Here is a 26,254-nt window from a genome sequence, read left to right on the forward strand (position 1 = left end):
TGTTAGCTGTTACCTAAATTTTGATATAATTTCTGGTAAGTATTAAGATTGAAAAATCAATAGTTGGAGGAAAAAAAATGAACTTAAAAAAATGGCGCATTCAATTTGGAGTTTTATTAGTAGTATTTTCTTTAGTAGCATTGACCGCTTGTGGTCAACCAAAATTTGAAGCTACCTATGATTGGCCTATGGCGGATTTCTCTTTTACTAATCAAGATAATCAACAACTTGGCCTGTCAGATTTAAAAGGAAAGGTCTGGCTTGCGAACTTTGTTTTTACTAATTGTGATACTGTATGTCCGCCAATGACAGCCAATATGGCGAAGCTTCAAAAACAAATGGCCGATGAAAAAATCAATGCGGAAATAGTATCTTTTAGTGTGGATCCAACAAGAGATACTCCTGAAACATTAAAAGAATTTGCAAGTAAATTTCAAGCTGACCATTCAAACTGGAACTTTCTAACTGGGTATACAGAAGAGGAAATAAAAGCAATCGCCAAATCATCATTTAAAACATTAGCAGAAGCAGAACCAGGTACAGATCAATTCATTCACAGTACAAAAATCTTTTTAATTAATCAAGAAGGCATTGTCGTAAAAGGTTATAATGGACTAGAAGTTCCTTATGAGGAAATTATTTCTGACTTAAAAGCTATAACGAAATAATAAACAGTAGTAAATTTATTCACTGTTAGTAATATGATAAACCTTTATTTTATAACTAGTTTCCAAATGGAAGCTAGTTTTTTTATTTTCATAGAAAAATATTTTTTCAAGTAAATTTGATCAAATATTGAAGAGATTCTTGAAAAAATTTCGTCTTTTTTGTGAAGGAGATGTGAAAGAAATGTGAAATCTTGTCAATTTTTGATATTGTGTGATATTTATCACATGTTTTTTGTTTCTTTGGAATTAAGATAGGGTCGTAATCTTAACAAACATCCTGAAAGGGGGGGACAAGATGAAAAATGCAATTATAATCTTTTTTGTTTTCGCATTAGTGGGATTTGGTGGTGGCTATTTATTTAGTCAATCGGGTTCACAAGAACAAGCTACAGCACCAGATAATGCGGCAACCGAACAAACTCAAAATACAGCCGATGATGAAAAAGTGGAAGCACCTGCACCAGCTGTATCTCCAGAAGGAGAGATTTTCAATCAGAAAGGTTGCCTTGCTTGCCACTCTGTAGAAAATCTTGGTTTACAAGGTGGAGCTACAGGTCCTGACTTATCACAAGCATATGTGAATGTTGAAGGAAAGCATGGAAAACCAATTAATGAATTCTTAAAAGAACCAACATCAGCGGTAATGTCATCAGTGATCGGTGGTAACCCATTGACAGATGATGAAATAAATAAAGTTGTTGAAGCTTTAAAAATTGCTAGTGAAAAATAATAGGAGGTGCGTTTAATGAAAAAAGGTATTATCCCTGCCATAACTGGTTTAGTTGCCGGTGTATTGGCATCAACTGTTTTCTTCGCACAGACGGAAGTCGGTCCAAGACCGGTTGCCAACACATCTTCAACAGTAAAATCAAATGCTGAAAAGGTTTATGTGCCATTTGGTGAAAAAGACGAATATTATTTATTCGCATCTGGTGGTCACTCAGGACAATTGTTTGTTTACGGTGTACCATCAATGAGACATATTCGTACAGTACCTATCTTCTCTCAAGATTCAGCAACAGGATATGGCTGGTCTGAGGAATCGAAAAAGCTTATGGGGAACTATACATGGGGTGACTTCCACCATCCAGCGTTCTCAGAAACAAAAGGTGAATATGACGGTAAATATATGTTTGCAACTGACGTAGCAAATAGCCGTGCTGCAGTAATGGATCTTAAAACATTTACTGTAAAAGATATTATTGAAGTACCAAATACGAGTGGACCACACTGTGCGGCATTCGTTACTGATAATTCAGAGTATATCTTCTTACCAACACGTTTCTCTGTGCCGCTAGGCAGTGCTTATGCGTCATTAGACGAATACAGCCAAAAATATTATGGAGTTATGAGTGCTGTTCAATTTGATGAGCAAAAACAAAAACTCGGAGTTTCTTGGCAAGTTGCACTTCCACCATGGAGCTATGACTTATCAGATGCTGGTAAAGGTCCTTCACATGGTTGGGGTGTAATCACAACTTATAATACGGAAGAAGCAACAACTACAATGGAAATCAATGCGTCTCAAGCAGACCGTGACTTTATTGTGCTCTTCAACTGGCAGGAACTTGAAAAGATGGTTGCAGAGGGAAATTATGAAGAAGTTAATGGTGAAAAAATTGTCTTCCCTGATAAGAACAAAGGTGGAATCTACTTAGTACCAGTTGCTAAATCTCCACACGGAGTTGACGTAACACCAGATGGAACAAGATTTATCGCTTCAGGTAAACTTGCACCATCAATGACAGTATTTTCATTTGAAAAAGCATTTAAAGCTATCGAAAATAAAGATTTTTCTGGCGAAAAATATGGTATGCCTGTATTAAACTATGATTCTGTAATGGAACGCGAAGTAAACCCTGAAAATGCTCTTGGTCCGCTTCATACACAATTCGATGATAAAGGAATGGCTTACACAACAATGTTCATTTCTTCTGAAATCGTTAAGTGGGATCCTAACACAGGGGAAACATTAGACCGTGTACCTGTTCAATATTCACCAGGTCACTCAGTTGCTGCGGAAGGTGACTCAGCTTCACCAGATGGTAAGTATATTATTGCATTGAATAAGATTGCGAAGGATTCTTACTTATCTGTTGGTCCTTCACACCCTGAATCCATGCAGTTAATCGACTTAACTGGACCTAAGATGGAAATTATTCAATCTGCGCCAGTTAACCCAGAGCCACACTATGCACAAATGATTAAAGCAGATAAGATTAAAACAATTACAGTCTATGATAAAGATCCATCAAATCCTGATGCAGTATATAGCCAGGATCAAACAAGAATTGAACGTAACGGTAAAAAAGTGGATGTCTACGGTATTGCAATGCGTTCAAGATTTATCTTTGATGCAAAATCTGAGCGTCCAGACGTTATTGAAGTAAATGAAGGCGACGAAGTAACGATTCATTTAACAAATATCGACTTTGACCAAGATATTACACACGGCTTTGCTATTAACAAATATGATCTAAACTTCGAAGTACAGCCTGGACAAACAGAAACAATTAAATTTAAAGCTGACAAAGCTGGAACATATCCACTATATTGTACAAACTTCTGTTCAGCGCTACACCAAGAAATGAATGGTTATTTATTAGTTAAACCAAAAAATTAAACAGATAAGGGAGTACTTTATAGTACTCCCCTCTTTTTAAAATAAGTTATGGGGTGATGGGTATGTCTAAGAAGCTATCTGTACCTTCTATGGCATTATTAATTATTGCAGCAGGATTATTTGTTACTTCTATCTTCTTTCCGTGGTGGGGAATGAAATTTTTTGCGCCACAATATCCAGAGGGGCTCGATATTATTGTGTATCCATATAAATTAGAAGATGCAAACGATGTATCGATCATTAATGGTTTAAATCACTACATCGGCATGAAAGAATTTAGTGAAGAAAACTTTCCTGAATTAAGCTATTTATCTTACATTATCGGCGGATTAGCCTTATTAACATTAGTTGTTGGGATTTTACGTAACAAAAAATTATTAATGGGATTAATTGGTTTATTCGTCATCGGCGGCGCTTTAGGTGTTTATGATATTCATCGCTGGCTGAAAAGCTATGGAACAAATTTGGACCCAATGGCTCCAATTGATGTACCACCATTTGTTCCACCAATCATTGGAGAGAATACAATTGCTAATTTTGTAACTCATAGTTATTTTACAACAGGGTTTTTTATGATTGGGATTGCATTTATTCTAATGATTATTCCATTATGGAAGGATAGAGCGCAATGAAAATCCAAGCCTTTGTCATTGTTGGATTTTTATTCTTTTTACTTGGAAGCAATGCCGGTTATGCCGAAGAATCGCTTCAAGATCTAATTGATCAAACCCCTGAGAATGGTACGCTTCAACTTGAAGATAAAACCTATGAAGGGAATATTGTTATTTCTTCACCAATTACCATCATTGGCACGAAAGAAACCGTTATAAAAGGCGAGGGGAAAGGGAATGTCATCACTGTAAAAGCTTCTAATGTTACCTTGAAAAACTTTTCGGTTATAAATAGCGGACATGATCGAAATTCAGGGGAGGAATATGCAGGCATTAAGCTTATGAAAGATGGGAACATTGTTGATCAAATAAAAATCACCGATTGTTTTCATGGTGTTTATTTAAGCCAATCCCATCACAATAAAGTTAGTAATGTGACGGTTATTGGCAAAGAAAATGGTGAGATCGGTGGACAAGGGAATGGCATTCAACTTTATTATTCTCATCAAAATGAATTGGTAAATAATTATATTGAAGGAACACGTGATGGAATTTTCTTTGATTATTCCCATGAGAATATTTCAAAAGGAAATGAAATACAGCATACTAGATATGGGTTGCATTATATGTACTCAGATAGAAACAAATTTACAAAAAATAGATTCAGCTATAATATTGGTGGAGCAGCCATCATGGAATCTAGGGGAACGATTTTAGAAAACAACCAATTTATCTTAAATCAAGGAACACGTTCATACGGACTCTTGATGCAATCAACGAATGACACAGTTATAACTAAAAATCTCTTTTTTCAAAATCAACGAGGCATCTATTTTGACCAATCTCAAAAAGCGATTGTCAAAGATAATGAATTTTTACAAAACCAGATAGGTGTTGAAGTGTGGGCATCTTCTGCAGACCAAGTATTCAGCGGCAACAGATTTTCAAATAATATCGCTACCGTGCTGACATTTGGCGGGAAAGATAATAATCAATGGTCTGAAAATGGCAAAGGAAACTATTGGGGGAATTCTATTTCAGTGCTTGACCTCGATCAAAATGGAATCGGTGATTACCCTGTTGAATATAAATCCTCGCTTTATCAATTGGTAGAGGATAATGAATTAGCATATTTATTTTTAAAAAGTCCGGCGATAAAAGTTTATGAAAAAATGAATGAAGTGTTAAATAAAAAAGAAGTCATGGTTACCGATCAATTTCCTTTAGTGGAAAAGGGAACAATAAACGAAAATAATAATCTCTATATTATTATTTTGCTATTAATGGTTATATTAGGTAGTGTTTACTGGAAAAGAAAAAGGAGAAGAGCGTAATGAATTATATTTGGAAGGAATGGAAGGAGCAATCGAGGGGTAAAGGGATTTGGCTAGCACTTCTTATGGTCATTCTTTTATCAATTTTTATTTTACTAGAGGCACGTACATTACCGTCTGAGCATGGTTTTACTGTTTTTCTTCTTTCTTTATATGAAATGAATATCTTTATTTTACCGTTATTAAGTATTTTTATTGCATCCTTTTCGATCATACAAGAAAAAGAGTTAAAAACGTTAATGATCTTAACGACGAAAAAGGAATCGTTTTTAAGCTTTTTATTTAAAAAGAGTATAGCTGTTCAATCTGTCATTTTAGGCGTTTTTATTGCTTGGTACTTTGTGTTTGCGGTAGTTATGAAATTTTTCTTCTATTTTAATGTTAGTCATTTTATGGCTTTTCTAATGTCAGTGATATTTTTAATTATCATTTTTAATCAGATTGGCTTATTCTTGGGCAGTATTTGCAATACTAGAATGCAGTTGATCGGTGCTAATATTTTTACATGGTTTTTATTTGTGTACCTAGCAGATTTATTATTTTTATATCTTCTGCCATCCGTAACCTATGATAATGTACAACTATTTTCAGTCTTTTTCTTTTTAGATCCGATTCATGCCATTCCGTTCTATTTGGAAACATCATTAGGAGTATTTTCGACAGATCACATGTCTCGCCTAATGGAAAAAATGGTTTGGGCGTCTCCTGTCATGTTTATTGTTATTGATGTCATTGTCTGGGTGGCTCTTTCTTTCGTATTCAGTATTTTATTAAAAGGAAAGGGTGATAGAGTATGATCGAAATCCGTGATGTATCACATTCCTATCAGAAAAAAAAGGTTTTAGATTCAGTTAGTCTCATTGTCGAAAAAAATGAATTATGTGCATTAGTCGGCAGAAATGGTGCTGGGAAATCTACGCTGATTCATTTAATGCTGGATCTTTTGCCTTTAAAAACTGGGACGATTCAGTTGAATGGAATTCCGGTACAAAAGCCGGGTTGGAAAAAGACCGTTTCCTATTTACCTGAGAAATTTCAGCTTTATCCGAATTTAACTGGTGAAGAAAATTTGCGTTTCTTTGCTTCTTTAGAAGATGGTACAGTTGATGAGGACAAATTAGAGGAAAAGCTAAAGCTTGTTAGGTTGTGGGAAGATCGGAAGGAGCAAGTTTCCGGCTATTCCAAGGGGATGCTGCAGCGTCTTGGACTTGGGATTATGCTTTATTTTGATACAGAGCTATTAATACTAGATGAACCGACAAGTGGTTTGGATCCAATCGGCCGCATTGAGATTTTATCAATCTTAAAATCATTAGAAAATAAAACGATCTTGCTTTCTTCACACCATATTGATGAAATCAACCAAATTTGCTCCCATGTAGCCTATTTAAAAGATGGGAAAATGGAAAAATACACGGTAGAAGAATTTGAAACCAAAATCTTAAATGAAGGAGTTCTTGCATGAAAAAAATAGTAACGTTTTTAATGGGATTGTTTGTACTAGCGGGTTGTAGTGGCGGCGGAAATTATAATGTTGAGGTTGCCGAAGCACCGGTTTATAAACCAGATCACACTCCAGCGGCCGTTTCGTTTAAAATTTCAGAGGGAGAAAAAGCAGCTGAAGGTTTAGAGGTTAAGGCCTTATTTGAAATGGAAAAGATGGACCATGGTTCAATTGAAGTAACCCTACAAGATGAAGGGGAAGGTCTTTATGGTGGTGAAGTCGCGCTGCCTATGGGTGGAGACTGGCAGGCTTTATTAACGATAAAAAATGGAAATAAAACAGCGGAACAGCTTGTGAAATTTACGGTTGAAGAACCTGTTGCGACGGTGACAACATTACCGGAAGGTGTAGTTGCTACAGTAAACGGGGAAGAAATTAGTGATGAAGATATTAAATTTTATGAGGCTATTAATACGATTCAAATTGAAATGTATCGTGAAGCTGACAAAGCTAAATATCAAGGTAAAGAGTTAGAGGAAGCTATGAAGTACTGGGATGCCCAGGTCGCAGCGGCTAAAAACAAAAATACATTATTAACTCAAGTTATTCGTCTGCGAGCTATGGCCTTATTAGCAGAAGAAAAGGGTCACAAAGCCTCTTCTGATGAAATTCAAGCAAAATTAAATGAAACGAAAAATTCATACAGAAATAGCGAAGTAGCCGGGAAGTTGATCAAAGAATATGGGGAAGAAAAGTTTTGGTCTATCCAAGAAAAACAACAGAAATCGATCGTGCTAGTGTCAAAGGTTCAGCAGGATGTAATGAATAATGTGAAAGAAGCAAATCCTAAAGCGGAATCAAAAGAGATTAATATGTTAGCAGAAAAGAAATATGAAGAACTATTAGTTTCACAAGTTGGAACATTAGATATTAAATTGAATAAATCATAATCGGAAGCAGGTGATTCGACTTGCTTCCGATTTTTTTTGTGCCTGTCCCCACTTGCCAGTTGGTACAGTTTTATAAACGTTCATAATTAATAAAGAAAATTGTGAGATTTATCACGATATAAATACTGTGTAAACAGTAAAATTACAGAGAATTAGCCTATTTGAAACGGGGGAATAGACGAATGCAGTATTTTTTTGCACCAGGGACTTGGCTCATTAATAAGTTTAAGTATTCAGGGAAATTTTTCATTCTAGGTGTAATTGTTCTTATTCCGTTAGTATTACTTTCTTATTTTTTGTTTTCAGAAATAAATAATAGTATAGAGGCGGCAGAGGAAGCTGTCGATGGTGCAAAGTATAATAATGAATTAAAGACATTTTTACAATATATGCAGCAGCATCGTGGTACGGCGAATGGCTATTTAAATGGTGACCAATCCTTTAAAGAAAAACTAATTGAGATTCAAAAGAAAATAGATGATACGATAACAACTATTGACAATATTGATCAAGAGGTTGGAAGTAGGCTTAAAACTACCAAGGCATGGACTGATATTAAGAATAAGTGGATCAGTGTCTCCAAAAATGTATATAATATGAAGGCGCCTGAAAGCTTTGCTCTTCATACCGAGATTACATATGAAACAATGGAATTAATAAAAGATGTCGCTGATTCTTCAAAGCTTAAAGTTGTACCTCAGTTAGATGCAAGCTATTTAATGGAGTCAGTTGTAAATGAATTACCGCTTTTAACTGAAAATATGGGCCAGGCACGTGGAAAAGGTGCAGGTGCTGCTGCAAAAGGGGTATTGACTGATGAAGAAAAACTACAGTTTTCTTCATTTATAAGTTCGATCCGTAGTAATTCAGATAACTTTATAAGAGCATATAGTATTATCCTTAATGAAAATCCAGAGGTCGGAAATAAACTTAAGGAAAAGGTTGATTTCTCCCAGCAATCAATTTCAGAATTTCTTGATATCTTTGAAAATAGGATTATTAAGAAGGTCGATATTGAATCTGGACAGTTTTTTGATATCGGAACAAAGGCTATTGATGCAAGCTTCGCTTTATACGAAATAGAAACAAATATGTTAAATCAGCTTCTATTGGATCAGGTTTCGCAGTTAGAAATGGAAAAGTTGACTCTGACAATAATCGTTTCTGTTCTATTTTTATTAGCAGCCTATTTATGTATTTCATTTTTTATGTCTGTTAAGGATGCCGTTACTAATTTAGTAAAAACAACAAGTGAAATGGCTAATGGGAATTTGACAGTTAGAACAAATATTAAATCCCAGGATGAATTACTTGTTATCGGTGAAGCCTTTAATGGGATGGCTGACTCTTTTTCAATGATGATAAAGAAGAGTCAAGCGGCGGTAGAACAATTGGCAAGTTCATCTGAACAGCTTTCAGCAAGTGCTGATGAGACTGAACAGACCGCCATGCAAATTGCCGACACAATTAACGGTGTTGCAGCTGGAGCGACCAAGCAATCTGATCATACCGGTGCCATTCTTGAGATGATTAAAAATATGAAAGCACAGGTTGATATTGGAAACGCCAAAGTGGAACAATCATTCATTCAAGCCAAGGAATCTTCGCAATTTGCTAGTGTTGGTAATGCCGCGATTTCAGAAGCGATAAGCCACCTTGGCGATGTTACTCGAACTGTACAATTTGCGACAGATTCGATTCAAAAGCTTGGAAAACGATCAAATGAAATTGGCGGCATCATTAGCGTCATTACTAATATTGCTGATCAAACTAATTTGTTGGCATTAAATGCGGCAATCGAAGCTGCAAGAGCCGGTGAGCAAGGAAAAGGCTTTGCCGTAGTTGCTGAAGAAGTAAGGAAATTAGCAGAACAATCTAGTACGGCAGCCCGTCAAATCATAGAGTTAATTGAGTCCATCCAGTCTGAAACATCCGTAACAGTAAGAACGATGGAAAGTAATTTAACCGCTGTCCAAGGTCAAGTGAATATCATTCAAAAGGGCGGCGAATCTTTAAAAGAGATTGTTCGAAACGTTGAAAAAACGGAAATGAGTGTCCAGGAGCTTCAACAAGTTTTAGTGCAGCTTGAGGAAAATGCCGATGAGGTCCTAAAATCTGTTCAAGTAGTAGCAGCTGTAATCGAAGATACGGCCGCATCTGCGGAAGAAGTAGCTGCCTCTGCTGAAGAGCAATCTGCAACAGTGGAGGAAATGTCAGCTAGTTCCCTCGCATTGGCTAAATTAGCGGAGGAACTGCAGAGTGAAATTAATAGATTTACAGTGTAAGGAGTGGGGCAAATGTTGACAAAACAATTAATGGTTGAGGTAGATTGTCCATCCACCTCAACATCTTTACCAATATTACATCATTTAAGTAGGGAAGCATTACAAAATTTAGAAGAAGAGGATCAAATAAAAAAATGCTTTGCGATCAATGAAGGTTTAATTAATGCAATACAGTATTCAGATCGAACTAATGCTTCTATTTCATTTTCAATCATTAAAACAGAAGAGTATACAGATTTTATTATTAAAAACTATGGTGCACAGATTTCCGATATAGTATTAGAGAATCTCTCTACCCAAACATTTGATGATGTATTATGGGAGGAAAGCGGCAGAGGTCTATTAATCATTAACGAAATTGCAGATGAATGGTCATTTAGTAGGGATGAGCAGGGCCGAAACATATTGAAAATAAGAATGCGGGATGAATTATATGATTGAAAATAATAGTGTTGAGATTCGGTCGGAAATCCTTCATGGGTTTCAAAGGATCATGTTTTCAGGAGAGCTGGTATACGGTCAAACTGAAAAAATTCGCGAAGAAATATTTTCACTTCTAGTCGATTGTGACGGCTACATTTTGGATTTACAAAATGTAAAGACGATAGACAGTACAGGATTTGGCATTTTAGTAAGCATTGCTAAAAAGCTAAAGAATCAAAATCGGAATCGAATGGTAGTTGTAATTAACAAACCTTCGATCCTGCAACTATTTAAAATTACTAAACTCACATTAATATTTCCGGTCGTGGAAACAAAGGAAGAAGCCGTTGCACTGTTATCAAAGGATTTGGATACACCGTCGGGACTATCCATCGATGATTATTAAAAGAAACTGAATAGAGGGGACAGGCACTGCTGGTGACGCAACTGGCGCACCTACTGGAGGGTGGTGTCTGTCCCCATAGTCCGTTACGAAAACTTGATCTTATACTCGCAATCCTCATCACCGTTTACATTGCACTTCACTTCGCGAACATGAATTTCGCCCTCATAAATCGAGGATAACGCACCTTCTAAAATAGCTCCTTCTAGGTCGCAAACCATATTTCCTTCGTGGACGGGAAGGCCTTCACAGAAGCAGTCCTCAATAGCAATATGAATTTCATTATCGTTTTGCGAAAGTATTCGCGGAATGCCTATTCTCAATTGTTCAAACAACTCCAAGACTTCTTCGATTGAGGAAACCTGCATGCTTTCGCCAATTTTTCGACCCACCGTCATTGTTGTATTTTTCCCTTTCATCGGTAAACCTTGATACATGCCGATTAATCTTACAGAGCGAAATAGCTCTAACGGCACAGATTCTCCTAATATGTTTCGTTTAATTTTTTTCATATCTTCAAAGGTAAATAAATTCATCGTATTCATTTCGATCATTCAACTCCATTCTCTCACTGATAATCATTATCACAAAGCTTTAAAATAAAATCCTTGATTTAAATCAATTACTTCTATGAATTAGCGTAGTATCATAATCCATATAGCGGGATGGAACCGGAGGTGAGGGGTCTTTGCATCTTTATAAAGAAGCACTTCAACAATTACAGGATGGCGTACTGATCACAAATATGGACGGAACGATTCAATTTGCCAATTCAACTTTCCTTAAAAGGAGTGGCTATAGCGAGAGCGAAATTCTCAATCAAAAAGCCAATTGGTTGTTTAGCTATACCATTAATGCAACAAGGCAATGGCAAGGAGAGATCGAGCTAAAACTAAAAAATAACGGCACAAAAACACAATGGGTCAATGTGAGTCCAATCAAAGATGAAAATGGAATCACGCAACATACCGTTATTATGTTTTCAAACTATGAAAAAAGTGAGTTTGATCCATTAACGAAATTGCCTAATCGCTATTTATTACAAAAACAGCTGAAAAAGATTCTAGTCAATTCGCAAAAGAATGATAAGATCTTTGCTGTTTTATATATGGATCTTGATCGTTTCAAATTTGTAAATGATACATTAGGCCATTCTTATGGGGATTTATTATTGCAACAGGCCTCTGAAAGACTGAAAAACAGCATCGGAGAGAAACATATCTTAGCTCGAATGGGTGGAGACGAATTTGTTTGTGTTTTGCAAAATTTGCAGAATGAAGCAGATGCTGAAAATGTCGCCAAAAGTATCGTTTCTGGTTTTTCTCAACCTTTTACATTACATGATATTGAGATTCATATATCGACAAGTATTGGAATCAGTCTTTTTCCATACGATGGGGACGATGATGAAACTCTTCTTACAAACGCTGATTCAGCCATGTACAGGGCCAAGAAAAAGGGGAGAAATCAGTATGAAAAAGCAAATGTTGAGGTTAATGCCGGTTGCTTCGAGCGGCTTATTATTGAAAATAACCTCCGTAAAGCATTGGAGAAAAACGAATTATCGCTAAACTTCCAGCCGCAATTAGATATAAGAAAAGAAAAAGTGATCGGCTTTGAGGCCTTATTAAGATGGAATCATCCTGATCTGGGAAATATTCCACCTTCAGATTTTATTCCAATTGCTGAAGAAACAGGACTTATTCTTCCGATTGGAGACTGGGTTTTAAAAAATGCTTGTTTGAAATTAAAGGAATGGGAAAAAGCAGGGTTTTACTCACTGCGTATTGCCGTTAATTTGTCAGCCCAACAATTTTTGCAAAAAAATATGGTTGAAAAAATTAAAGCCATTATCAAAGAAACTTCCATTGAACCGGAATGTCTGGAGCTGGAAATCACTGAAGGAGTTGTGATCCATGATATTGATTCAGCTATTTCAGTACTGCAGCAGTTGAAGGAGGTCGGCGTTCAAATTTCGATTGATGACTTTGGAACAGGCTATTCCTCTTTAAATTATTTAAAAGAATTACCGGTTAATACGCTGAAAATTGATCGCTCATTTATCTTCGATATTGATACAAATCCAAGCAGCAAGGCGCTGACAGCAGCGATTACGACAATGGCCCATGATCTTAAACTTAATGTAGTGGCAGAAGGGGTCGAAACATATAAACAATTATCCTATGTAAAAAAATCATCATGTGATGTGATTCAAGGCTACTATTTTAGTAGACCATTACCATCCGATCATGTTGTTAACTTTTTAATAAATACTAGACAGGCGGTGCAGAAAGATGCTTGATGTTAAATTAGAAGGAAACAAAGCCATTATTGATGTACGTGAAAATATTAAAAGAGGGGAACATCCACGCGGTGAAATATTGGACTACGTAAAACAGACCCCTGCAGGGACCATTTTCGAAATTCATTTACCACTTTATGCGCAACCGTTAATCAATGCATTAAGTGCTCTTGGTATGAATGCGATTATTAACGAATTAGGGCCAGAGCATTATCGAATTATGGCGGTAAAAATTAACGAAGAAGCATAATCTTAAGCATTGATGCAATAATCACAAACCAGCTAAATCTTTTAGTGTATCCAAATTGAGCACCTGAATCACTCTGCGCTGCTTTACTGCAATAATTTCTTGTTCCGCAAACGATAGTAATTTGCGGCTCAGAGTTTCAGGTGTTGTTCCTATCAATGAAGCTAAATCCTTTTTTGGGATCGGTAACATAAACTCGTTATTCCTAACCTCAACCTTTTCGAAAAATAGCAGAATGACCCTCGCTAACCGTTTCTCAACCTCCATAAGGCTCAGTAGACTCATCCACTCATCAGCCAAAAACAAGCGATTATTTAAAGCGTTAATGAAGTGAAGCGCCATCGTCGGATTTTTGCCAAGCGTATCTAAAAAGGCTGCTTTTTCAATCGAGCAAATTGTTGTTTGTTCAAGTGCTTCTGCATTAGCATAATGGTTACTATTTTGCAGCAAGGCAAATTGTCCAAAAAAATCCCCGGGAAATAGGAGACGAATAATTTGCTCCTTCCCCTCTTCGTTCAGTTTTGAAAGCTTGATTAAACCTTCATGGACAACAAAAAGAGAGTCAGAATGCTCCCCTTCACGAAAAATATAGTCGCCCTTTTTATAACAACTGCTATTTGTCACAGATTGTATAGTTGCCAGCTCTTCATGATCCAACCCCTGAAAAACCGGAACAATGCGTAAACAAGATGATTGATGATTACAATTTTGAGTATAGTACATTGTGATATACCTTCCTTGAAAGTTAATGAAGTTGATTTTTGCCAACCATCATATGAAAGGAATCTTTAAATCCAATGAAAATTAATTTAAACTTGATTAAGGCCGTTAAAAATAAAAGTTCTAAGCTGCTTCGAAGTCCTAATTCTATCCTTGACTTTTCTTCTTCAATCAATTCGAAATAAATATCTTCAATCTTCTCGTTATTAAAAAAGTTTCTATCTTTCTTTTTCACCTTCAAGATACTTTCAATCTGAGAAACTAATTCGCGATTTGTTAATTTTCTAATCATCAAGAACATCACCTCGAAATTGAACATTTATTATAAATCCAATTATAGCGAACAATAGTGAATGATGGAGTTAATATTGTCACACAATTTGTAAAAAATAAAAGATAATAACGAAAAAAATTTTTACAAATCTAAGTATATTAATTTTATTGTTCTTAATATTCAATCACAATTTAATTGATAAATGAGTCCACGCTAATGGGTATAAACAATGGCACAATTCTTGCATATTTAGAAATAAAAGAACTAACCATAAAAAGGGGAGTTAAGTAATGAATATACCATTTCACCCGTTATTAGAAGGGGCAATAGAGCTACATGTTCATAGTGCCCCAAGTTTGTTCCCAAGAAAGCAAACGGATTGGGAGTTAATAGAGGATATAAAAGAAGCAAAAATGTCAGGCGTTGTGTTAAAAGCGCATGAGGCTCAAACTGTCGATAGAGCTGCGTTAATACGTGAAAAAGAACCACAACTTCGTGTATATGGAGGTATCGTATGTAATCACTTTACAGGTGGTCTGTCGCCAGCAACAGTTGATACCGCAATCCGGTTGGGGGCTAAAATCATTTGGATGCCAACATTTTCTGCGGAAGAACATCAACGTTACTTTGGGAAAAAGAAAACAAAGTTTTTTAATAGCAAAAAAAGTCTGAAACATAGTTACGGACTTGAAATATGGGATGAAAATAGGAGTATTCTTCCGGAGGTTCATGAAATATTAGATTTAATTGCGGAGGCAAATATAATCCTTGCAACAGGACATCTGGCGGCAAAGGAAGTTGATGTGTTAGTAGATGCTGCAATTGAACATAAGGTTGAAAAAATTTTAATCCAGCACACTGATCTAGGAATAGCACGTATTCCGCATGAATTGGAAAAGAAATTTGTAAAAAAAGGTTGTATTTTAGAAAAATGTTACTTAGCTTGTAGTGATGATTTTAATGATATTAGAACAGAGGAGATGGCAGAGACGATAAAAATTCTCGGTGCGGATTCTTGTGTGATGGTAACGGACTATGGACAAAGTCATAATATCCCTCCCGTTAGAGCCTTAAGTCGATTTGTGGATGATATGCTTCAGGCCGGTTTGTCAGATAAAGAGATTACTAAAATGATAGTAAGCAATCCAAAACAATTACTTGGACTCTAAAATGCTTCATAGGGGAGTGGAGGAAAATTGAATAAACAAATATTCCAAGCGATTAAAGAATTTATACCTGAAAATAGACTGTTTACTAAATTAGAGGATTTATATTCTTATAGTTATGATGCTTCATTCGGACAATATTTACCTGATCTGGCGGTTCAACCAATTGATGCAGAAGAAATCAGCAAAATTGTTAAACTAGCAAATACATTCCTTGTCCCAGTTTATCCACGGGGCTCGGCAACTTCCTTAAGTGGTGGTTCTCTACCTGTTGAAGGTGGAATCATCCTTGACATGTCCCAAATGAGTAAAAAACTTGTGATTGATAAAGAAAATTTACTAGCCATAGCATCACCTGGAGTGATAACAGCCAATATCCATCAAGAGGCCGAAAAAGTTGGATTATTTTATCCCCCGGATCCCAGTAGCTCCCATGTATCAACGATTGGCGGGAATTTGCTTGAAAATTCAAGTGGGCCTAAGGGGTTAAAATATGGAACAACAAAGGAATATGTAATCGGTCTCGAAGTCGTTACACCAACCGGAGATATTGTTAGAACAGGTGGAAAAACGGTAAAAAACGTTACTGGCTACGATTTAACGCGGTTAATCGTTGGTTCAGAAGGTACGCTGGGAATTGTAACCGAAGTAATCTTACGTTTAATCCCGAAGCCAAAGGCAAGGAAAACATTGCTAGCTACATTTGGACAACTTGTCGATTCGGGATATGCGATTACAAACATCTTGTCCAATGGAATATTACCCGCTGCAATGGAGTTAATGGATAATTCCTGTATAAGGGCTGTAGAAAATTATCAGCCAACAGGTTTACCACTTGATGCTGAAGCACTACTAGTTATAGAAGTAGACGGTCATCCTTTAGCTATTGACGAAGAGATAAAAGCTTGTGAAGAGATCTGCCTCTCAGTAGGGGCAACTACTGTCAAGGTTGCAAAAACAGATAAAGAGCGGGATGAAATTTGGAAGGCTAGAAAAATGGTGTCGCCCGCGATTACTCAATTGGGACCTACTAAAATTTCGGAGGATGCAACTGTACCACGAAGCCAAATTCCAGCGATGATGGAAAGACTAAAAGAAATTCGAGAAAAATATAATCTTACATTAGTAGTGTTTGGTCATGCCGGGGACGGTAATATGCATCCAAATATTATTACAGATAAACGAAATAAAGAGGAAATGAAGAGAGTAGAGAACGCAGTTAGTGAAATTTTTGAGGCAGCAGTTCAACTAGGCGGTACTTTGTCTGGTGAGCATGGAATTGGAATACTGAAAGCGCCTTATATGGAGATGGAGCTTGGCAAAGCGGGTCTTGAATTGATGAGATCTATTAAACAAGCTTGGGATCCTAATAACATCTTAAATCCTGGAAAAATTTTTCCGAAACCAGGAATAACAAAGGTGGTGCTAACGGATTGACAGTGGTAAAAAAAGAAATGAATCCAATACCAGATGATTTGCATTCCAAAAAGCTTTTTGAGTTAACGTATGAAGATACAAACAAATGTATTCAGTGTGGATATTGTTTGCCAGTATGCCCAACATACAAAATGATGGGAAAAGAAACGGCTTCACCTCGTGGTCGGATTAACTTGGTAAAAATGGCTGCAGAAAGAAAGATCGATATAGAGGAACATTTGGCTGAACCGATTGATTTATGTCTAGGCTGCAGGGCTTGTGAAGTAGCCTGCCCGGTTAATGTTCCATATGGTCATATTTTGGAATCGGCTAAAGAAGTCATAACGGAAAAACAAACGAAACAGAATCATATAAAAAGGCAAGGAAAAATTAAAAAGCTTGTGTTAACAAAATTATTTCCTTATCCAACAAGAATGAGAGCAGTTGGTAATATGTTCTGGCTCTATCAAGCGTTACGCGTAAACAAACTTGTCCAGAAAACAAAGATCATCGAGAAAATTTCTCCCTCTATGGCTCAATTTGAAAAAGTTCTTCCAAAATTGGAAAGTCCAACAAAACGAAACCAAATTGGTCAAGTCATTCCAGCAAAAGGCACAAAAAAAGCAAGAGTCGGCTTCTTTATCGGCTGTATAATGGATGGCTTAATGTATAAAATTAATCGCCAATCAATTGAACTATTATCCTTAGCCGGTTGTGAGGTGGTCGTTGTTCAAGAGCAACAATGCTGCGGTGCCCTACATTCTCATCAAGGTATGAATAAAGAGGCGAGGGGATTAGCAAAGGCGAATATTATTGCATTTGAAAAAAGTGGTGCTGATTACTATGTCAATAATGCTGGGGGGTGTGGGGCCATGCTCCATGAGTATGATCATTTACTTGATGATGAGCCTGAATGGAAGGAGCGGGCCCGACAATTTGTGTCAAAAACAAAGGATATTAGTCAACTGCTAGTTCAATTTGGTCCACTTCCATTTAAAAAAGACTGGGAGGGGATCATAACTTATCAGGACTCTTGTCACCTTCGTAATGTTCAAGGAATAATTGAGCCGCCAAGGCAGCTTTTAAAGTCAATTCCAGGTGCAATGTATATAGAACTTAAAAGTAGTCATATGTGCTGTGGTTCTGGAGGAATCTATAATCTTCTTCATTTTGAAGAATCGATGATGATCTTGGATGATAAAATAAAGGATATTTTAAGTACGAAAGCAAGAACCATTGTGACAACGAACCCCGGTTGCTTACTTCAAATGAATTTAGGTGTAGAAAGAACTCCAAGTGCCGTTCCGTTACGAAGTCTTCATTTAGTAGAAGTTCTTGCGGAAGCTTGTGGACTTTAAAAATAACTTTCATAAGGGAGTTTATGGAGGGAGTGTTTTAATGAACACGAATAATAATTCATTTAAGGTTGCTTGTATACAATTTAATCCGGTCTTAAATGAAAGGGAAAAAAATATAAAGGCTTTATTTGCTGTAATAGAAGAGGCTGCTCAACAAGGTGCAAAGCTTATCATTACACCTGAGATGGCAACAACAGGGTATTACTATAAAGATCGAAAGGCGATTGCTTCATTTGTAGACCTTATACCCGGACATACAACAGCCTTCTTTGAATCATTGGCTAAAAGCTATAAAACTTTTATCGTTATAGGCATGCCTGAACAAGATTCGGAAACAGGACTATATTACAACTCAGCGGCATTAATAGGTCCAGACGGATATATTGGTAAATATCGCAAAATCCATTTATGGGAAAGTGAAGCGCACTGGGCAGCGATTGGAGATTTAGGTGTTCCGGTATTTGAAACTGAAATTGGAAATATTGCAATCAATATTTGTATGGATTCCGTTTTCTTTGAATCAGCAAGATTAGCTGCTGTTCAAGGTGCTAATATTCTGGCATTTCCTACTAACTCTAGCTCCCAAACCATTTCATTACTACAGGATCGGGCTGAAACAAATGGTTTATATGTCGTAAGCGCAAATCGCTCAAATTGCGAAAATGGGCACCACATGGTTGGCGCAAGTGCCATCTGGTCACCTCTGGGTGAAAAGGTGGCGGAAGCCCCATACATTCCAACACCGGAACAGTCAGTTCATGAACCATTAATTTTATTTGGAACGATTAATAAAGATCTTTATCAAAATCCCGGAAAAGAACGGTTGCGTGAACGAAGGCCTGAAAACTATAGAGAGCTCATGCTGTACATTGCCCCTTGGGATTTTACAAAAAGTACGGTAACGGAAAAAATTACAGCTGCTATTTTTCAAACTGAAATCGTTCCTTTAGATAAAAAACAAAATCTTGCCAAACATAAGCAACTAATAGAGGAAACCGTCACTAATTTAAGACAAAAGGGGAACAAGCTAGATCTAGTTGTATTTCCGGAACTGGCAATGACTGGAACAGTTGCGGGGATTCCTATAGAAGAGATTATGGGATTAGCAGAAACGGTGAATGACATTTTTATAAAACAATATAGAGACTTAGCAAAAAGGTGGAACATCCATATTGTCTTAGGATTCTTAGAAAAAGAGAAATCATTGCTATACAATTCAGCAATCGTAATTGATGAATTTGGAGAGGTTATTGGACATTACCGGAAAATACATCTAAATGAGGAAGAGAAAAGGTGGGCAACACCGGGGGAGAAAATTGAGGTTTTTGACACCAACAGTATAGGCAGAATTGGAATAATGATAGGAAATGATGCTGCTTTTCCCGAAGTAAGTGGTATATTGGCCGTAAAGCGGGCGGATACAATCATCATTCCTTCTAATTGGTATGGAGAGTTTGGAAAGGAAAGAGAAATAAATAAAAATGTTTCAGTCAATCTCTACCCTGAAGGGGCCCTAACAACATGGGATGCGATTGCATTAGGTAATCAAGCCTATGTATTGGTAGCTAATTCAATAAAGAAGGAGGGAACTGTAGGTGGAAGAAGTGGCATGTACACGATTGACCCACTTTATGGATTAGACCAGCCCGTAATTGCTACAAACAATAACGAGGAGAGCCTCATCGTAAATTACGAAACTTTGCAATCTGATTGGTGGATTAATCAAGAAAAGGTAATTGCTCTTAGACAAACAAGGGATTACAAGCCCCTTGTATTATTCTAAATTATGAGGGGATGACATAATACAGTCATCCCTTTAAAGTTTGTAATATTAAAAAAGTTATAAAAGTATGCTAGTATTATAATTAACCTTATATGAATCTCCTTAACAAATTGGAGTGAAATAAATGAAACAATTTTTTCGTTCAAAAATTACAAAACGATATTTATTAATCACACTACTCCTTACTTTATGTGCACTTTCGCTTCTATATTTGATAACTACTCAGGTGATGAACAAATCTGTTAGTGAGGAAAAAAATTATAGGAATGAGTTGATGGCGCAGACGGTTGGAAAGAAAATGAATTATATTTTTTCTAATATAATAAACGAGTTGAGGGTTTTGTCTGAGTATGCTTTGAGGGTGCAGGAAGGAGAAGTAATAGATATTGAAGAGGCGGAAAAGATTATATCACGTAATCCATTATTTCTTCACAGCAAATTAGTGGATGAACACGGTGATACCTTATTTGCGATACCAAATGTTTATATCTCCGATTCCCCAAAGTCTGTTGATATATTTGACCGTTTATCATGGAGCAAAACATATTATATCTCAAATTTATTTTCATTAGAAAATGGAAAAAAAGTTATTGCAGTATCGGTTCCGATCATTGACGAACATGGTTTATTTAAAGGTGGAATTATTGCCTTTATTAATTTAGATGTTTTATCACAGTATTTAAATCAAGTGAAAATTGGAGTTGATGGTGTAAACGCTCTCATTGATCGTGACGGAAATGTTATAAGCCATAGTGATTCATCGTTTATTGGAACGAATATTGCAACACATCAGCTTGGAGACTACTTATATAAGAATAAATCAGGAATTTGGGAAGGGGATTTATTTAATAAAAGGATGTTTTTTGCTTATCAGCCAATCCAATTAGGTAATTTCGGTATTATTGTAGGGGAGCCGATTCAGCAAGCTTTAGCATCGACAAAAAATGTTCAGGAATTATTATTGAAAGGATTTTTAACAGTCACATTACTGACGTTGATTTTTACATTTTATGCAACGTCCAGATTTGTGGAACCAATTACACATTTGACGAAACAGGCAAGGGAATATAAGGATGGATTTCGTCAGAGCTTTCAAATCATCAAAACAGGAGATGAGCTCGAAACCTTATCTATAACAATGGATGAGATGGCTAGAGAATTATCAAAAAGGCAGAAAAAGTTAATTAATATTTTAGAATCCATACCTTATGCTGTTATTACAATTGATAAAGAAGGAAATATAGTAACTTTTAATAAAGGTGCAGAACAACTAACTTTATTCAGTAGGAAAGAAGCGATTGGGAAAAAAATCATAGATTTGCCAATAAAGAAATCGAAGGATGAATTTTTTGTATGGCAAACGGTTCAACTGGGGAAAGAATTTAATGAAGTGGAAAGTGAGATTTATGATAAACAGGGACAAACTCACATTATTAATATATATTCTTCCCTATTTTATGATGATAAGAATCAAAATATGGGAACCCTTCTTATTTTAAGAGATGTAAGTGAAATTAAAAGGATAGAAGCATATTTAAAACAATCGGAGCGTTTAGCTTCACTTGGACAGTTAACAGCCGGAATTGCGCATGAAATAAAAAATCCCTTAGGGATTATTACAGCAGCAGCCGAAGCAATAGAGTTGGAGTTGCAGGAGGAGAATATCGAAATAGACGTTTTAAAGGATATGACACAGGATATTATTGAAACTGCTGAACGAATGAATCTTCTATTAACTGATTTTCTTAAAATGTCAAAAGGAGAAAGTAAAGATTTAAAAGCTAAGGTCAATATGCTTTCTTTAATACAGGAGCTTTTATCATTATTACGAAATAAGCTTGATGAGCATCAAATAACGGTACAACTAAATAACACGGTGAATGAAGTGCCATTTGTAGGAATTGAGAAAAAATTAAATCAAGTATTTTTGAATATCTTCCTTAATAGTATCCAAGCAATGGAGAATGGTGGAGTTTTAACTATTTCAGTAACTGAAAGGATAAGGGATTGGAAAATAGAGATTGAGGATACAGGAAAAGGAATTCCTGAATCGGAAATTAACTGGATTTTTAATCCATTCTATACAACCAAAAAAGAAGGTACTGGTTTAGGGCTGGCAATTGCCTATGAGATTATAACAGAGCATAATGGGAAAATTGATGCTTTTAGTAAGGTAGGTGATGGGACTATAATCAGTATTTATTTACCAAAGGAAGGTGGAGCAATATGAAAAGTATTCTTATAGTAGATGACGAGACGAAGCTCTTAAAAATATTTCAAACCTCCCTATCGAAGAAAAATTATCATATTTTAACTGCGGCAAATGGTCAGGAGGCCAGACGTAAAGTAAGTGAATTCGAGGAAATTAATATTGTTTTCCTAGATTTGAAGCTGCCTGATTGTTCTGGGTTAGATTTATTAGAGGAATTTGTATCGCTATACCCTTCAAAAATTTTTGTAATGATGACTGCTTATGGAAATATCGAAAATGCAGTTTTGGCCATGAAGGCTGGTGCATTTGACTATATTGTTAAACCAGTAAAACTTCAAGAAATTATTGTCGTCATTGAAAGAGCAATAGAATGGTTAAAAATAAAAGAAGAAAATCAAATCCTTAAGGAAAAATTAGAAAAAGCAGAGCAATCTGGGGAGTTATTAGGAACAAGTAAGGCGATGAAACAAATTCATCTTCTCATTAATCGTGTTGCGGCAACTGATGCCAATGTTTTATTGGAAGGGGAAAGCGGTACGGGAAAAAGCTTGATTGCGGAAACCTTGCATAAATTGAGTGACCGCTCCCACTCTCCTTTTATACCTGTTAACTGCGCTTCGATTCCGGAACAACTATTGGAAAGTGAACTATTCGGGCATGAAAAAGGGGCGTTTACAGGGGCCGTTTCCGCTCGAAAAGGAAAATTCGAAGCAGCAAATGGTGGAACAATTTTTTTAGATGAAATTGGTGAAATAACGCCTTCTTTCCAGGCGAAGCTATTGCAAGTTACACAAAGCAAAACATTTATTCCTGTTGGAAGCGATTCTATTAAACAAGTAGATGTTAGAATTGTTGTGGCTACGAATCGTGATCTAAAAAAGATGGTAGAAGAAGGACAGTTTCGGGAAGATTTATTTTACAGATTGAATATAGTTGATATTTATGTTCCATCATTGCGGGAAAGGAAGGATGACATTCCTCTCCTTGTTGAAAAGTTTTTAGACCGACATCGAAAAAAATACGGTCGTAATTTCCTTGCCTCAAGTGAAATAATGAGGATTTTAATGAGCTACCATTGGCCTGGTAATGTTCGAGAGTTGGAAAATGCAATAGAACGTGCCGTGGTTTTATGTCAGGGAGAACATTTATCTTTGGATGATTTTCAAAGAGAAATTCGCGAGACAAACATAGAACCAAGTGTCTTTGGAAACATGAAAGAACAAAATAAAACATTGCCGGAACAAATGGAAGATATTGAAAAACAGTTAATATTAAAAGCACTTGATGAAGCATTAGGGCAGCAATCTGTTGCTGCGAAGAAACTAGGAATTTCTAGGCAAAGCTTGTTATATAAAATGAACAAGTTCTTTCCGCATGAATGATCAGTAAAAGAACTAAAAAGGAATCAGCACTACATGTTTGTGGTGCTGATTTTCTTTTATTTATGGACAGGATTCTATTTGTAAAAATTTTTTACCAATTCTATTTAACTTCTTTACAAAAAATTCAGTATTTTCCCCGTTTTATTGTTCTTTTAAGTTGGCACAAAAGTTGCATATATAAATTGGCAAGAAAACAAAAAATCTTGGGAGGTGGATGTATTGGATATTATTGATTTTATTCAAGGAAACTGGCCAACTCTTTTTCAATTAACCTTAGAGCATATAAAGCTTGTAGGCTTAGCTGTAGGAGTCGCCGTTTTAACGGGAGTCCCCTTTGGTATATACATTTCACAAAAGGATTCCTTAGCGAATTTAGTCTTAGCTGTCGCAGGAATTATTATGACCATTCCTAGTATAGCACTTTTTGGGATTATGATTCCGATTTTTTCTATTATTAACCAAGGGATTGGGTTTGTTCCAGCAATCGTTGCCTTAATTCTCTACTCCCAGTTACCAATTATAAGGAATACGTATATCGCAATTAAAAACGTTGATCCCAATATAAGAGATGCTGCAATTGGAATGGGAATGACCACCTGGCAAAGATTATTCAAGGTTGAACTACCATTAGCACTCCCCGTTATTATGGCAGGGGTTCGGATGGCAATCGTCCTCACGATCGGAATTGGGGCAATTGCTGCCTACATTGGAGCAGGAGGGTTAGGCGTTTATATAGCTAGAGGGATCTCTACAAGCTATACCACAATGGTACAGGTTGGAGCTTTAGCCGTATCAATTTTAGCCATCTCGGTAGATTTAATTCTTGGGAGAATCCAAAAAGTAATTAGTCCAAAAAGAGTTCACTTATAAAAGAGGAAGGTGATATATGTGATTAAATTTGATAAAGTAACAAAGATTTATGAAAGCGATTCAAAAAAGGTAACCGCAGTTGATTCAATTAGTTTTGAAGTAAATCCTGGTGAAATCTGTGTCTTTCTAGGTCCATCAGGATGTGGAAAAACAACATTACTGCGTATGGTAAACCGATTAATTCCGATTACAGGTGGAAAAATTGAAGTCAATGGGCAGGATACCCAATCCTTAGACTTAATTAAATTACGGAGATCAATAGGATATGTTATTCAGCAAAATGGTTTATTCCCAAACCTTACAATTGAGGAAAATATATGTGTTGTTCCTAAACTATTAGGATGGGATCGTGTAAAAATGAAAAAAAGATCAGATGAACTTCTTGATTTATTCGGGTTACAGCCTGACGAGTTTAGTAAGCGTTTTCCATGGGAGCTTTCGGGGGGACAGCAGCAACGAGTAGGAATTGCCAGAGCATTAGCTGCTGATCCACCGATTATGTTAATGGATGAACCTTTTGGTGCTCTTGATCCAATTATTCGAGAACATATTCAAAATGAGTTTTTAAAAATTCAGGAGAATGTTAAGAAAACCATTTTGTTTGTAAGCCATGATATCGATGAAGCAATCAGACTAGCAAACAAGATAGCAATATTTAAAGATGGTCATCTCATGCAATATGACACACCAGACGATATCCTTGCTAGCCCGAAAAATAAATTTGTCGAGGACTTTATAGGAAGTGACAGTTCGCTTAAACGTCTAACCTTACTGACAGTTAGGGATTTGTTGGAGAAATTAGGAAGGTTCAGAAAACAAACGAAATATGATCCACATCGAAGCCAGTCTACAATTCAGTTAAGTGATAATTTACGAACAGCATTATCTATTATTCTATCTTCTCATACAGGAGAAGCAGTTGTTCTAGGCCAAAATGGAGATAAATTGGGTGTATTAACTGTTTCTGATTTTGAATCTTTAACGTCAGTGCACCCGTCTGAAGTGACTGCAATACGTTGTTAGGAGGGATAATGTGAAAGGTAAAAAACTTGAAAAAATTATCCGCATATTACTTTTGTTTATCGTAATGGCAATTGTTGTTTGGGCTTTTAAGGCCGGCTCGTTTGATTTTATGATGAATAACCCGGGAGACCTTCTTTATTTAGGAGGGCAGCATATAAGATTAGTAGCAATATCTAGTTTGTTTGCTATCTTAATTGCAGTTCCATTAGGAATAATCATAACAAGACCAAAATACAAAAAATATGATTGGATTGTCATTAATTTTGCGAATGTAGGGCAGACGATCCCAACCCTTGCTATTTTAGCCTTAATCATGTCATATTTAGGCCTTGGCTGGCAAACTGCTGTATTTGCATTGTGGTTTAATTCCTTATTACCCATTTTGCGTAATACCGTTGCAGGCATTGAAAGCGTAAATCGCTCCATTCTTGATGCTGGGGAAGGAATGGGGATGACGAGAAAGCAAATTCTTTGGAAACTTGAAATTACGAATGCACTTCCCATTATTTTGGCTGGAATAAGAACATCAATTGTTATTAATGTAGGTTCCGCAGCTTTAGCATTTCTTATTGGAGGAGGTGGTTTAGGGGACTTAATCTTTACTGGGATCGCAATGTCTGATACAGGAATAATGCTTTCGGGTGCAATCCCTGTCATTTTCCTAGCAATCTTCTTGGACTTTATTTTAGGTATGTTTGAAAAAGTTGTTGTATCAAAAGGAATTCAACGTAATCTTGAAGCTGCATAACAAACAAAGGGG

General features: G+C 36.3%; 25 protein-coding genes. 22 read left to right on the top strand and 3 right to left on the bottom strand.

Annotation, left to right across the window (positions count from 1 at the left end; genetic code table 11):
- Nucleotides 1-77 precede the first annotated feature (77 nt).
- The 11 genes from BAZO_RS17920 to BAZO_RS17970 all read left to right on the top strand — a co-directional run bounded on the left by BAZO_RS17920 (nt 78) and on the right by BAZO_RS17970 (nt 10,744).
- A complete protein-coding gene (locus BAZO_RS17920; RefSeq protein WP_003332839.1) occupies nt 78-668 on the top strand; it encodes an SCO family protein in 591 nt (196 codons plus the stop codon).
- 295 nt (nt 669-963) lie between these two features.
- Nucleotides 964-1,398, top strand: a complete 435-nt coding sequence (locus BAZO_RS17925; protein ID WP_003332840.1) for a cytochrome c family protein — start codon at nt 964-966, stop codon at nt 1,396-1,398.
- 15 nt (nt 1,399-1,413) lie between these two features.
- The gene (gene nosZ, locus BAZO_RS17930) at nt 1,414-3,291 is read left to right on the top strand and encodes a Sec-dependent nitrous-oxide reductase (protein ID WP_003332841.1); all 1,878 of its coding nucleotides are present in this window, start codon (nt 1,414-1,416) and stop codon (nt 3,289-3,291) included.
- 62 nt (nt 3,292-3,353) lie between these two features.
- Nucleotides 3,354-3,923 carry a hypothetical protein gene (locus tag BAZO_RS17935; RefSeq protein WP_003332842.1) on the top strand — a complete coding sequence of 190 codons (570 nt, stop codon included), beginning with the start codon at nt 3,354-3,356 and terminating at the stop codon, nt 3,921-3,923.
- Nucleotides 3,920-5,236 carry a nitrous oxide reductase family maturation protein NosD gene (gene nosD, locus BAZO_RS17940; RefSeq protein ID WP_003332843.1) on the top strand — a complete coding sequence of 439 codons (1,317 nt, stop codon included), beginning with the start codon at nt 3,920-3,922 and terminating at the stop codon, nt 5,234-5,236. The genes BAZO_RS17935 and nosD overlap by 4 nt, the downstream gene beginning before the upstream one ends.
- Entirely contained in the window at nt 5,236-6,033 is a 798-nt protein-coding gene (locus tag BAZO_RS17945) for an ABC transporter permease (RefSeq protein ID WP_003332844.1), read from the top strand. The genes nosD and BAZO_RS17945 overlap by 1 nt, the downstream gene beginning before the upstream one ends.
- The gene (locus BAZO_RS17950) at nt 6,030-6,701 is read left to right on the top strand and encodes an ABC transporter ATP-binding protein (protein WP_003332845.1); all 672 of its coding nucleotides are present in this window, start codon (nt 6,030-6,032) and stop codon (nt 6,699-6,701) included. Before BAZO_RS17945 ends, BAZO_RS17950 begins: the two co-directional genes overlap by 4 nt.
- Nucleotides 6,698-7,630 (top strand): FixH family protein, encoded by a 933-nt coding sequence (locus tag BAZO_RS17955; RefSeq protein WP_003332846.1) that lies wholly within the window; start codon nt 6,698-6,700, stop codon nt 7,628-7,630. The genes BAZO_RS17950 and BAZO_RS17955 overlap by 4 nt, the downstream gene beginning before the upstream one ends.
- Before the next feature lie 182 nt (nt 7,631-7,812).
- Nucleotides 7,813-9,915 (top strand): methyl-accepting chemotaxis protein, encoded by a 2,103-nt coding sequence (locus BAZO_RS17960; protein WP_003332848.1) that lies wholly within the window; start codon nt 7,813-7,815, stop codon nt 9,913-9,915.
- Nucleotides 9,916-9,927: 12 nt separating this feature from the next.
- Nucleotides 9,928-10,356 (top strand): ATP-binding protein, encoded by a 429-nt coding sequence (locus BAZO_RS17965; RefSeq protein ID WP_003332849.1) that lies wholly within the window; start codon nt 9,928-9,930, stop codon nt 10,354-10,356.
- A complete protein-coding gene (locus tag BAZO_RS17970; protein WP_003332850.1) occupies nt 10,349-10,744 on the top strand; it encodes an STAS domain-containing protein in 396 nt (131 codons plus the stop codon). Before BAZO_RS17965 ends, BAZO_RS17970 begins: the two co-directional genes overlap by 8 nt.
- Nucleotides 10,745-10,827: 83 nt before the next feature.
- Here BAZO_RS17970 and BAZO_RS17975 read toward each other — a convergent pair whose 3' ends face one another.
- A complete protein-coding gene (locus BAZO_RS17975) occupies nt 10,828-11,295 on the bottom strand; it encodes a V4R domain-containing protein (protein ID WP_003332851.1) in 468 nt (155 codons plus the stop codon).
- 134 nt (nt 11,296-11,429) lie between these two features.
- Here BAZO_RS17975 and BAZO_RS17980 point away from each other — a divergent pair, with 134 nt between their 5' ends.
- Entirely contained in the window at nt 11,430-13,043 is a 1,614-nt protein-coding gene (locus tag BAZO_RS17980) for a sensor domain-containing protein (protein ID WP_003332852.1), read from the top strand.
- Nucleotides 13,036-13,293, top strand: a complete 258-nt coding sequence (locus BAZO_RS17985) for a hypothetical protein (protein ID WP_003332853.1) — start codon at nt 13,036-13,038, stop codon at nt 13,291-13,293. Before BAZO_RS17980 ends, BAZO_RS17985 begins: the two co-directional genes overlap by 8 nt.
- Before the next feature lie 21 nt (nt 13,294-13,314).
- On the opposite strand, the gene BAZO_RS17990 is transcribed toward BAZO_RS17985, so the two are convergent.
- Both BAZO_RS17990 and BAZO_RS17995 read right to left on the bottom strand, forming a co-directional pair.
- Entirely contained in the window at nt 13,315-14,013 is a 699-nt protein-coding gene (locus tag BAZO_RS17990) for a Crp/Fnr family transcriptional regulator (protein WP_003332854.1), read from the bottom strand.
- Between the two features lie 22 nt (nt 14,014-14,035).
- Nucleotides 14,036-14,302: a hypothetical protein gene (locus BAZO_RS17995; protein WP_003332856.1), complete on the bottom strand. Its 267-nt coding sequence runs from the start codon at nt 14,300-14,302 to the stop codon at nt 14,036-14,038.
- 272 nt (nt 14,303-14,574) lie between these two features.
- Here BAZO_RS17995 and BAZO_RS18000 point away from each other — a divergent pair, with 272 nt between their 5' ends.
- The 9 genes from BAZO_RS18000 to BAZO_RS18045 all read left to right on the top strand — a co-directional run bounded on the left by BAZO_RS18000 (nt 14,575) and on the right by BAZO_RS18045 (nt 26,242).
- A complete protein-coding gene (locus BAZO_RS18000) occupies nt 14,575-15,453 on the top strand; it encodes a DUF6282 family protein (protein ID WP_003332857.1) in 879 nt (292 codons plus the stop codon).
- A gap of 27 nt (nt 15,454-15,480) precedes the next feature.
- Nucleotides 15,481-16,887 carry an FAD-binding oxidoreductase gene (locus tag BAZO_RS18005; RefSeq protein WP_003332858.1) on the top strand — a complete coding sequence of 469 codons (1,407 nt, stop codon included), beginning with the start codon at nt 15,481-15,483 and terminating at the stop codon, nt 16,885-16,887.
- Nucleotides 16,884-18,224 carry a (Fe-S)-binding protein gene (locus tag BAZO_RS18010; protein WP_003332859.1) on the top strand — a complete coding sequence of 447 codons (1,341 nt, stop codon included), beginning with the start codon at nt 16,884-16,886 and terminating at the stop codon, nt 18,222-18,224. The genes BAZO_RS18005 and BAZO_RS18010 overlap by 4 nt, the downstream gene beginning before the upstream one ends.
- A gap of 40 nt (nt 18,225-18,264) precedes the next feature.
- Entirely contained in the window at nt 18,265-20,007 is a 1,743-nt protein-coding gene (locus BAZO_RS18015; protein ID WP_003332860.1) for a nitrilase-related carbon-nitrogen hydrolase, read from the top strand.
- Between the two features lie 124 nt (nt 20,008-20,131).
- The gene (locus tag BAZO_RS18020) at nt 20,132-22,237 is read left to right on the top strand and encodes a sensor histidine kinase (protein ID WP_003332861.1); all 2,106 of its coding nucleotides are present in this window, start codon (nt 20,132-20,134) and stop codon (nt 22,235-22,237) included.
- The gene (locus BAZO_RS18025) at nt 22,234-23,601 is read left to right on the top strand and encodes a sigma-54-dependent transcriptional regulator (protein ID WP_003332862.1); all 1,368 of its coding nucleotides are present in this window, start codon (nt 22,234-22,236) and stop codon (nt 23,599-23,601) included. Before BAZO_RS18020 ends, BAZO_RS18025 begins: the two co-directional genes overlap by 4 nt.
- A gap of 210 nt (nt 23,602-23,811) precedes the next feature.
- Nucleotides 23,812-24,471, top strand: a complete 660-nt coding sequence (locus BAZO_RS18035) for an ABC transporter permease (protein WP_275450126.1) — start codon at nt 23,812-23,814, stop codon at nt 24,469-24,471.
- A gap of 18 nt (nt 24,472-24,489) precedes the next feature.
- Nucleotides 24,490-25,494, top strand: coding sequence for an ABC transporter ATP-binding protein (locus BAZO_RS18040; RefSeq protein ID WP_003332866.1), 1,005 nt, complete (start codon nt 24,490-24,492; stop codon nt 25,492-25,494).
- A gap of 10 nt (nt 25,495-25,504) precedes the next feature.
- Nucleotides 25,505-26,242, top strand: a complete 738-nt coding sequence (locus BAZO_RS18045; RefSeq protein ID WP_003332867.1) for an ABC transporter permease — start codon at nt 25,505-25,507, stop codon at nt 26,240-26,242.
- Nucleotides 26,243-26,254: the final 12 nt, after the last annotated feature.

The organism is Schinkia azotoformans LMG 9581 (assembly GCF_000307855.1).
GTDB lineage: Bacteria > Bacillota > Bacilli > Bacillales > Bacillaceae_J > Schinkia > Schinkia azotoformans.

What these genes read in the sequence shown, in the direction of transcription:
- BAZO_RS17920 (WP_003332839.1), top strand. Translation starts at nt 78, where the DNA reads ATGAACTTAAAAAAATGGCGCATTCAATTTGGAGTTTTATTAGTAGTA.
- BAZO_RS17925 (WP_003332840.1), top strand. Translation starts at nt 964, where the DNA reads ATGAAAAATGCAATTATAATCTTTTTTGTTTTCGCATTAGTGGGATTT.
- nosZ (WP_003332841.1), top strand. Translation starts at nt 1,414, where the DNA reads ATGAAAAAAGGTATTATCCCTGCCATAACTGGTTTAGTTGCCGGTGTA.
- BAZO_RS17935 (WP_003332842.1), top strand. Translation starts at nt 3,354, where the DNA reads ATGTCTAAGAAGCTATCTGTACCTTCTATGGCATTATTAATTATTGCA.
- nosD (WP_003332843.1), top strand. Translation starts at nt 3,920, where the DNA reads ATGAAAATCCAAGCCTTTGTCATTGTTGGATTTTTATTCTTTTTACTT.
- BAZO_RS17945 (WP_003332844.1), top strand. Translation starts at nt 5,236, where the DNA reads ATGAATTATATTTGGAAGGAATGGAAGGAGCAATCGAGGGGTAAAGGG.
- BAZO_RS17950 (WP_003332845.1), top strand. Translation starts at nt 6,030, where the DNA reads ATGATCGAAATCCGTGATGTATCACATTCCTATCAGAAAAAAAAGGTT.
- BAZO_RS17955 (WP_003332846.1), top strand. Translation starts at nt 6,698, where the DNA reads ATGAAAAAAATAGTAACGTTTTTAATGGGATTGTTTGTACTAGCGGGT.
- BAZO_RS17960 (WP_003332848.1), top strand. Translation starts at nt 7,813, where the DNA reads ATGCAGTATTTTTTTGCACCAGGGACTTGGCTCATTAATAAGTTTAAG.
- BAZO_RS17965 (WP_003332849.1), top strand. Translation starts at nt 9,928, where the DNA reads ATGTTGACAAAACAATTAATGGTTGAGGTAGATTGTCCATCCACCTCA.
- BAZO_RS17970 (WP_003332850.1), top strand. Translation starts at nt 10,349, where the DNA reads ATGATTGAAAATAATAGTGTTGAGATTCGGTCGGAAATCCTTCATGGG.
- BAZO_RS17975 (WP_003332851.1), bottom strand. Translation starts at nt 11,295, where the DNA reads ATGATCGAAATGAATACGATGAATTTATTTACCTTTGAAGATATGAAA.
- BAZO_RS17985 (WP_003332853.1), top strand. Translation starts at nt 13,036, where the DNA reads ATGCTTGATGTTAAATTAGAAGGAAACAAAGCCATTATTGATGTACGT.
- BAZO_RS17990 (WP_003332854.1), bottom strand. Translation starts at nt 14,013, where the DNA reads ATGTACTATACTCAAAATTGTAATCATCAATCATCTTGTTTACGCATT.
- BAZO_RS17995 (WP_003332856.1), bottom strand. Translation starts at nt 14,302, where the DNA reads ATGATTAGAAAATTAACAAATCGCGAATTAGTTTCTCAGATTGAAAGT.
- BAZO_RS18000 (WP_003332857.1), top strand. Translation starts at nt 14,575, where the DNA reads ATGAATATACCATTTCACCCGTTATTAGAAGGGGCAATAGAGCTACAT.
- BAZO_RS18015 (WP_003332860.1), top strand. Translation starts at nt 18,265, where the DNA reads ATGAACACGAATAATAATTCATTTAAGGTTGCTTGTATACAATTTAAT.
- BAZO_RS18020 (WP_003332861.1), top strand. Translation starts at nt 20,132, where the DNA reads ATGAAACAATTTTTTCGTTCAAAAATTACAAAACGATATTTATTAATC.
- BAZO_RS18025 (WP_003332862.1), top strand. Translation starts at nt 22,234, where the DNA reads ATGAAAAGTATTCTTATAGTAGATGACGAGACGAAGCTCTTAAAAATA.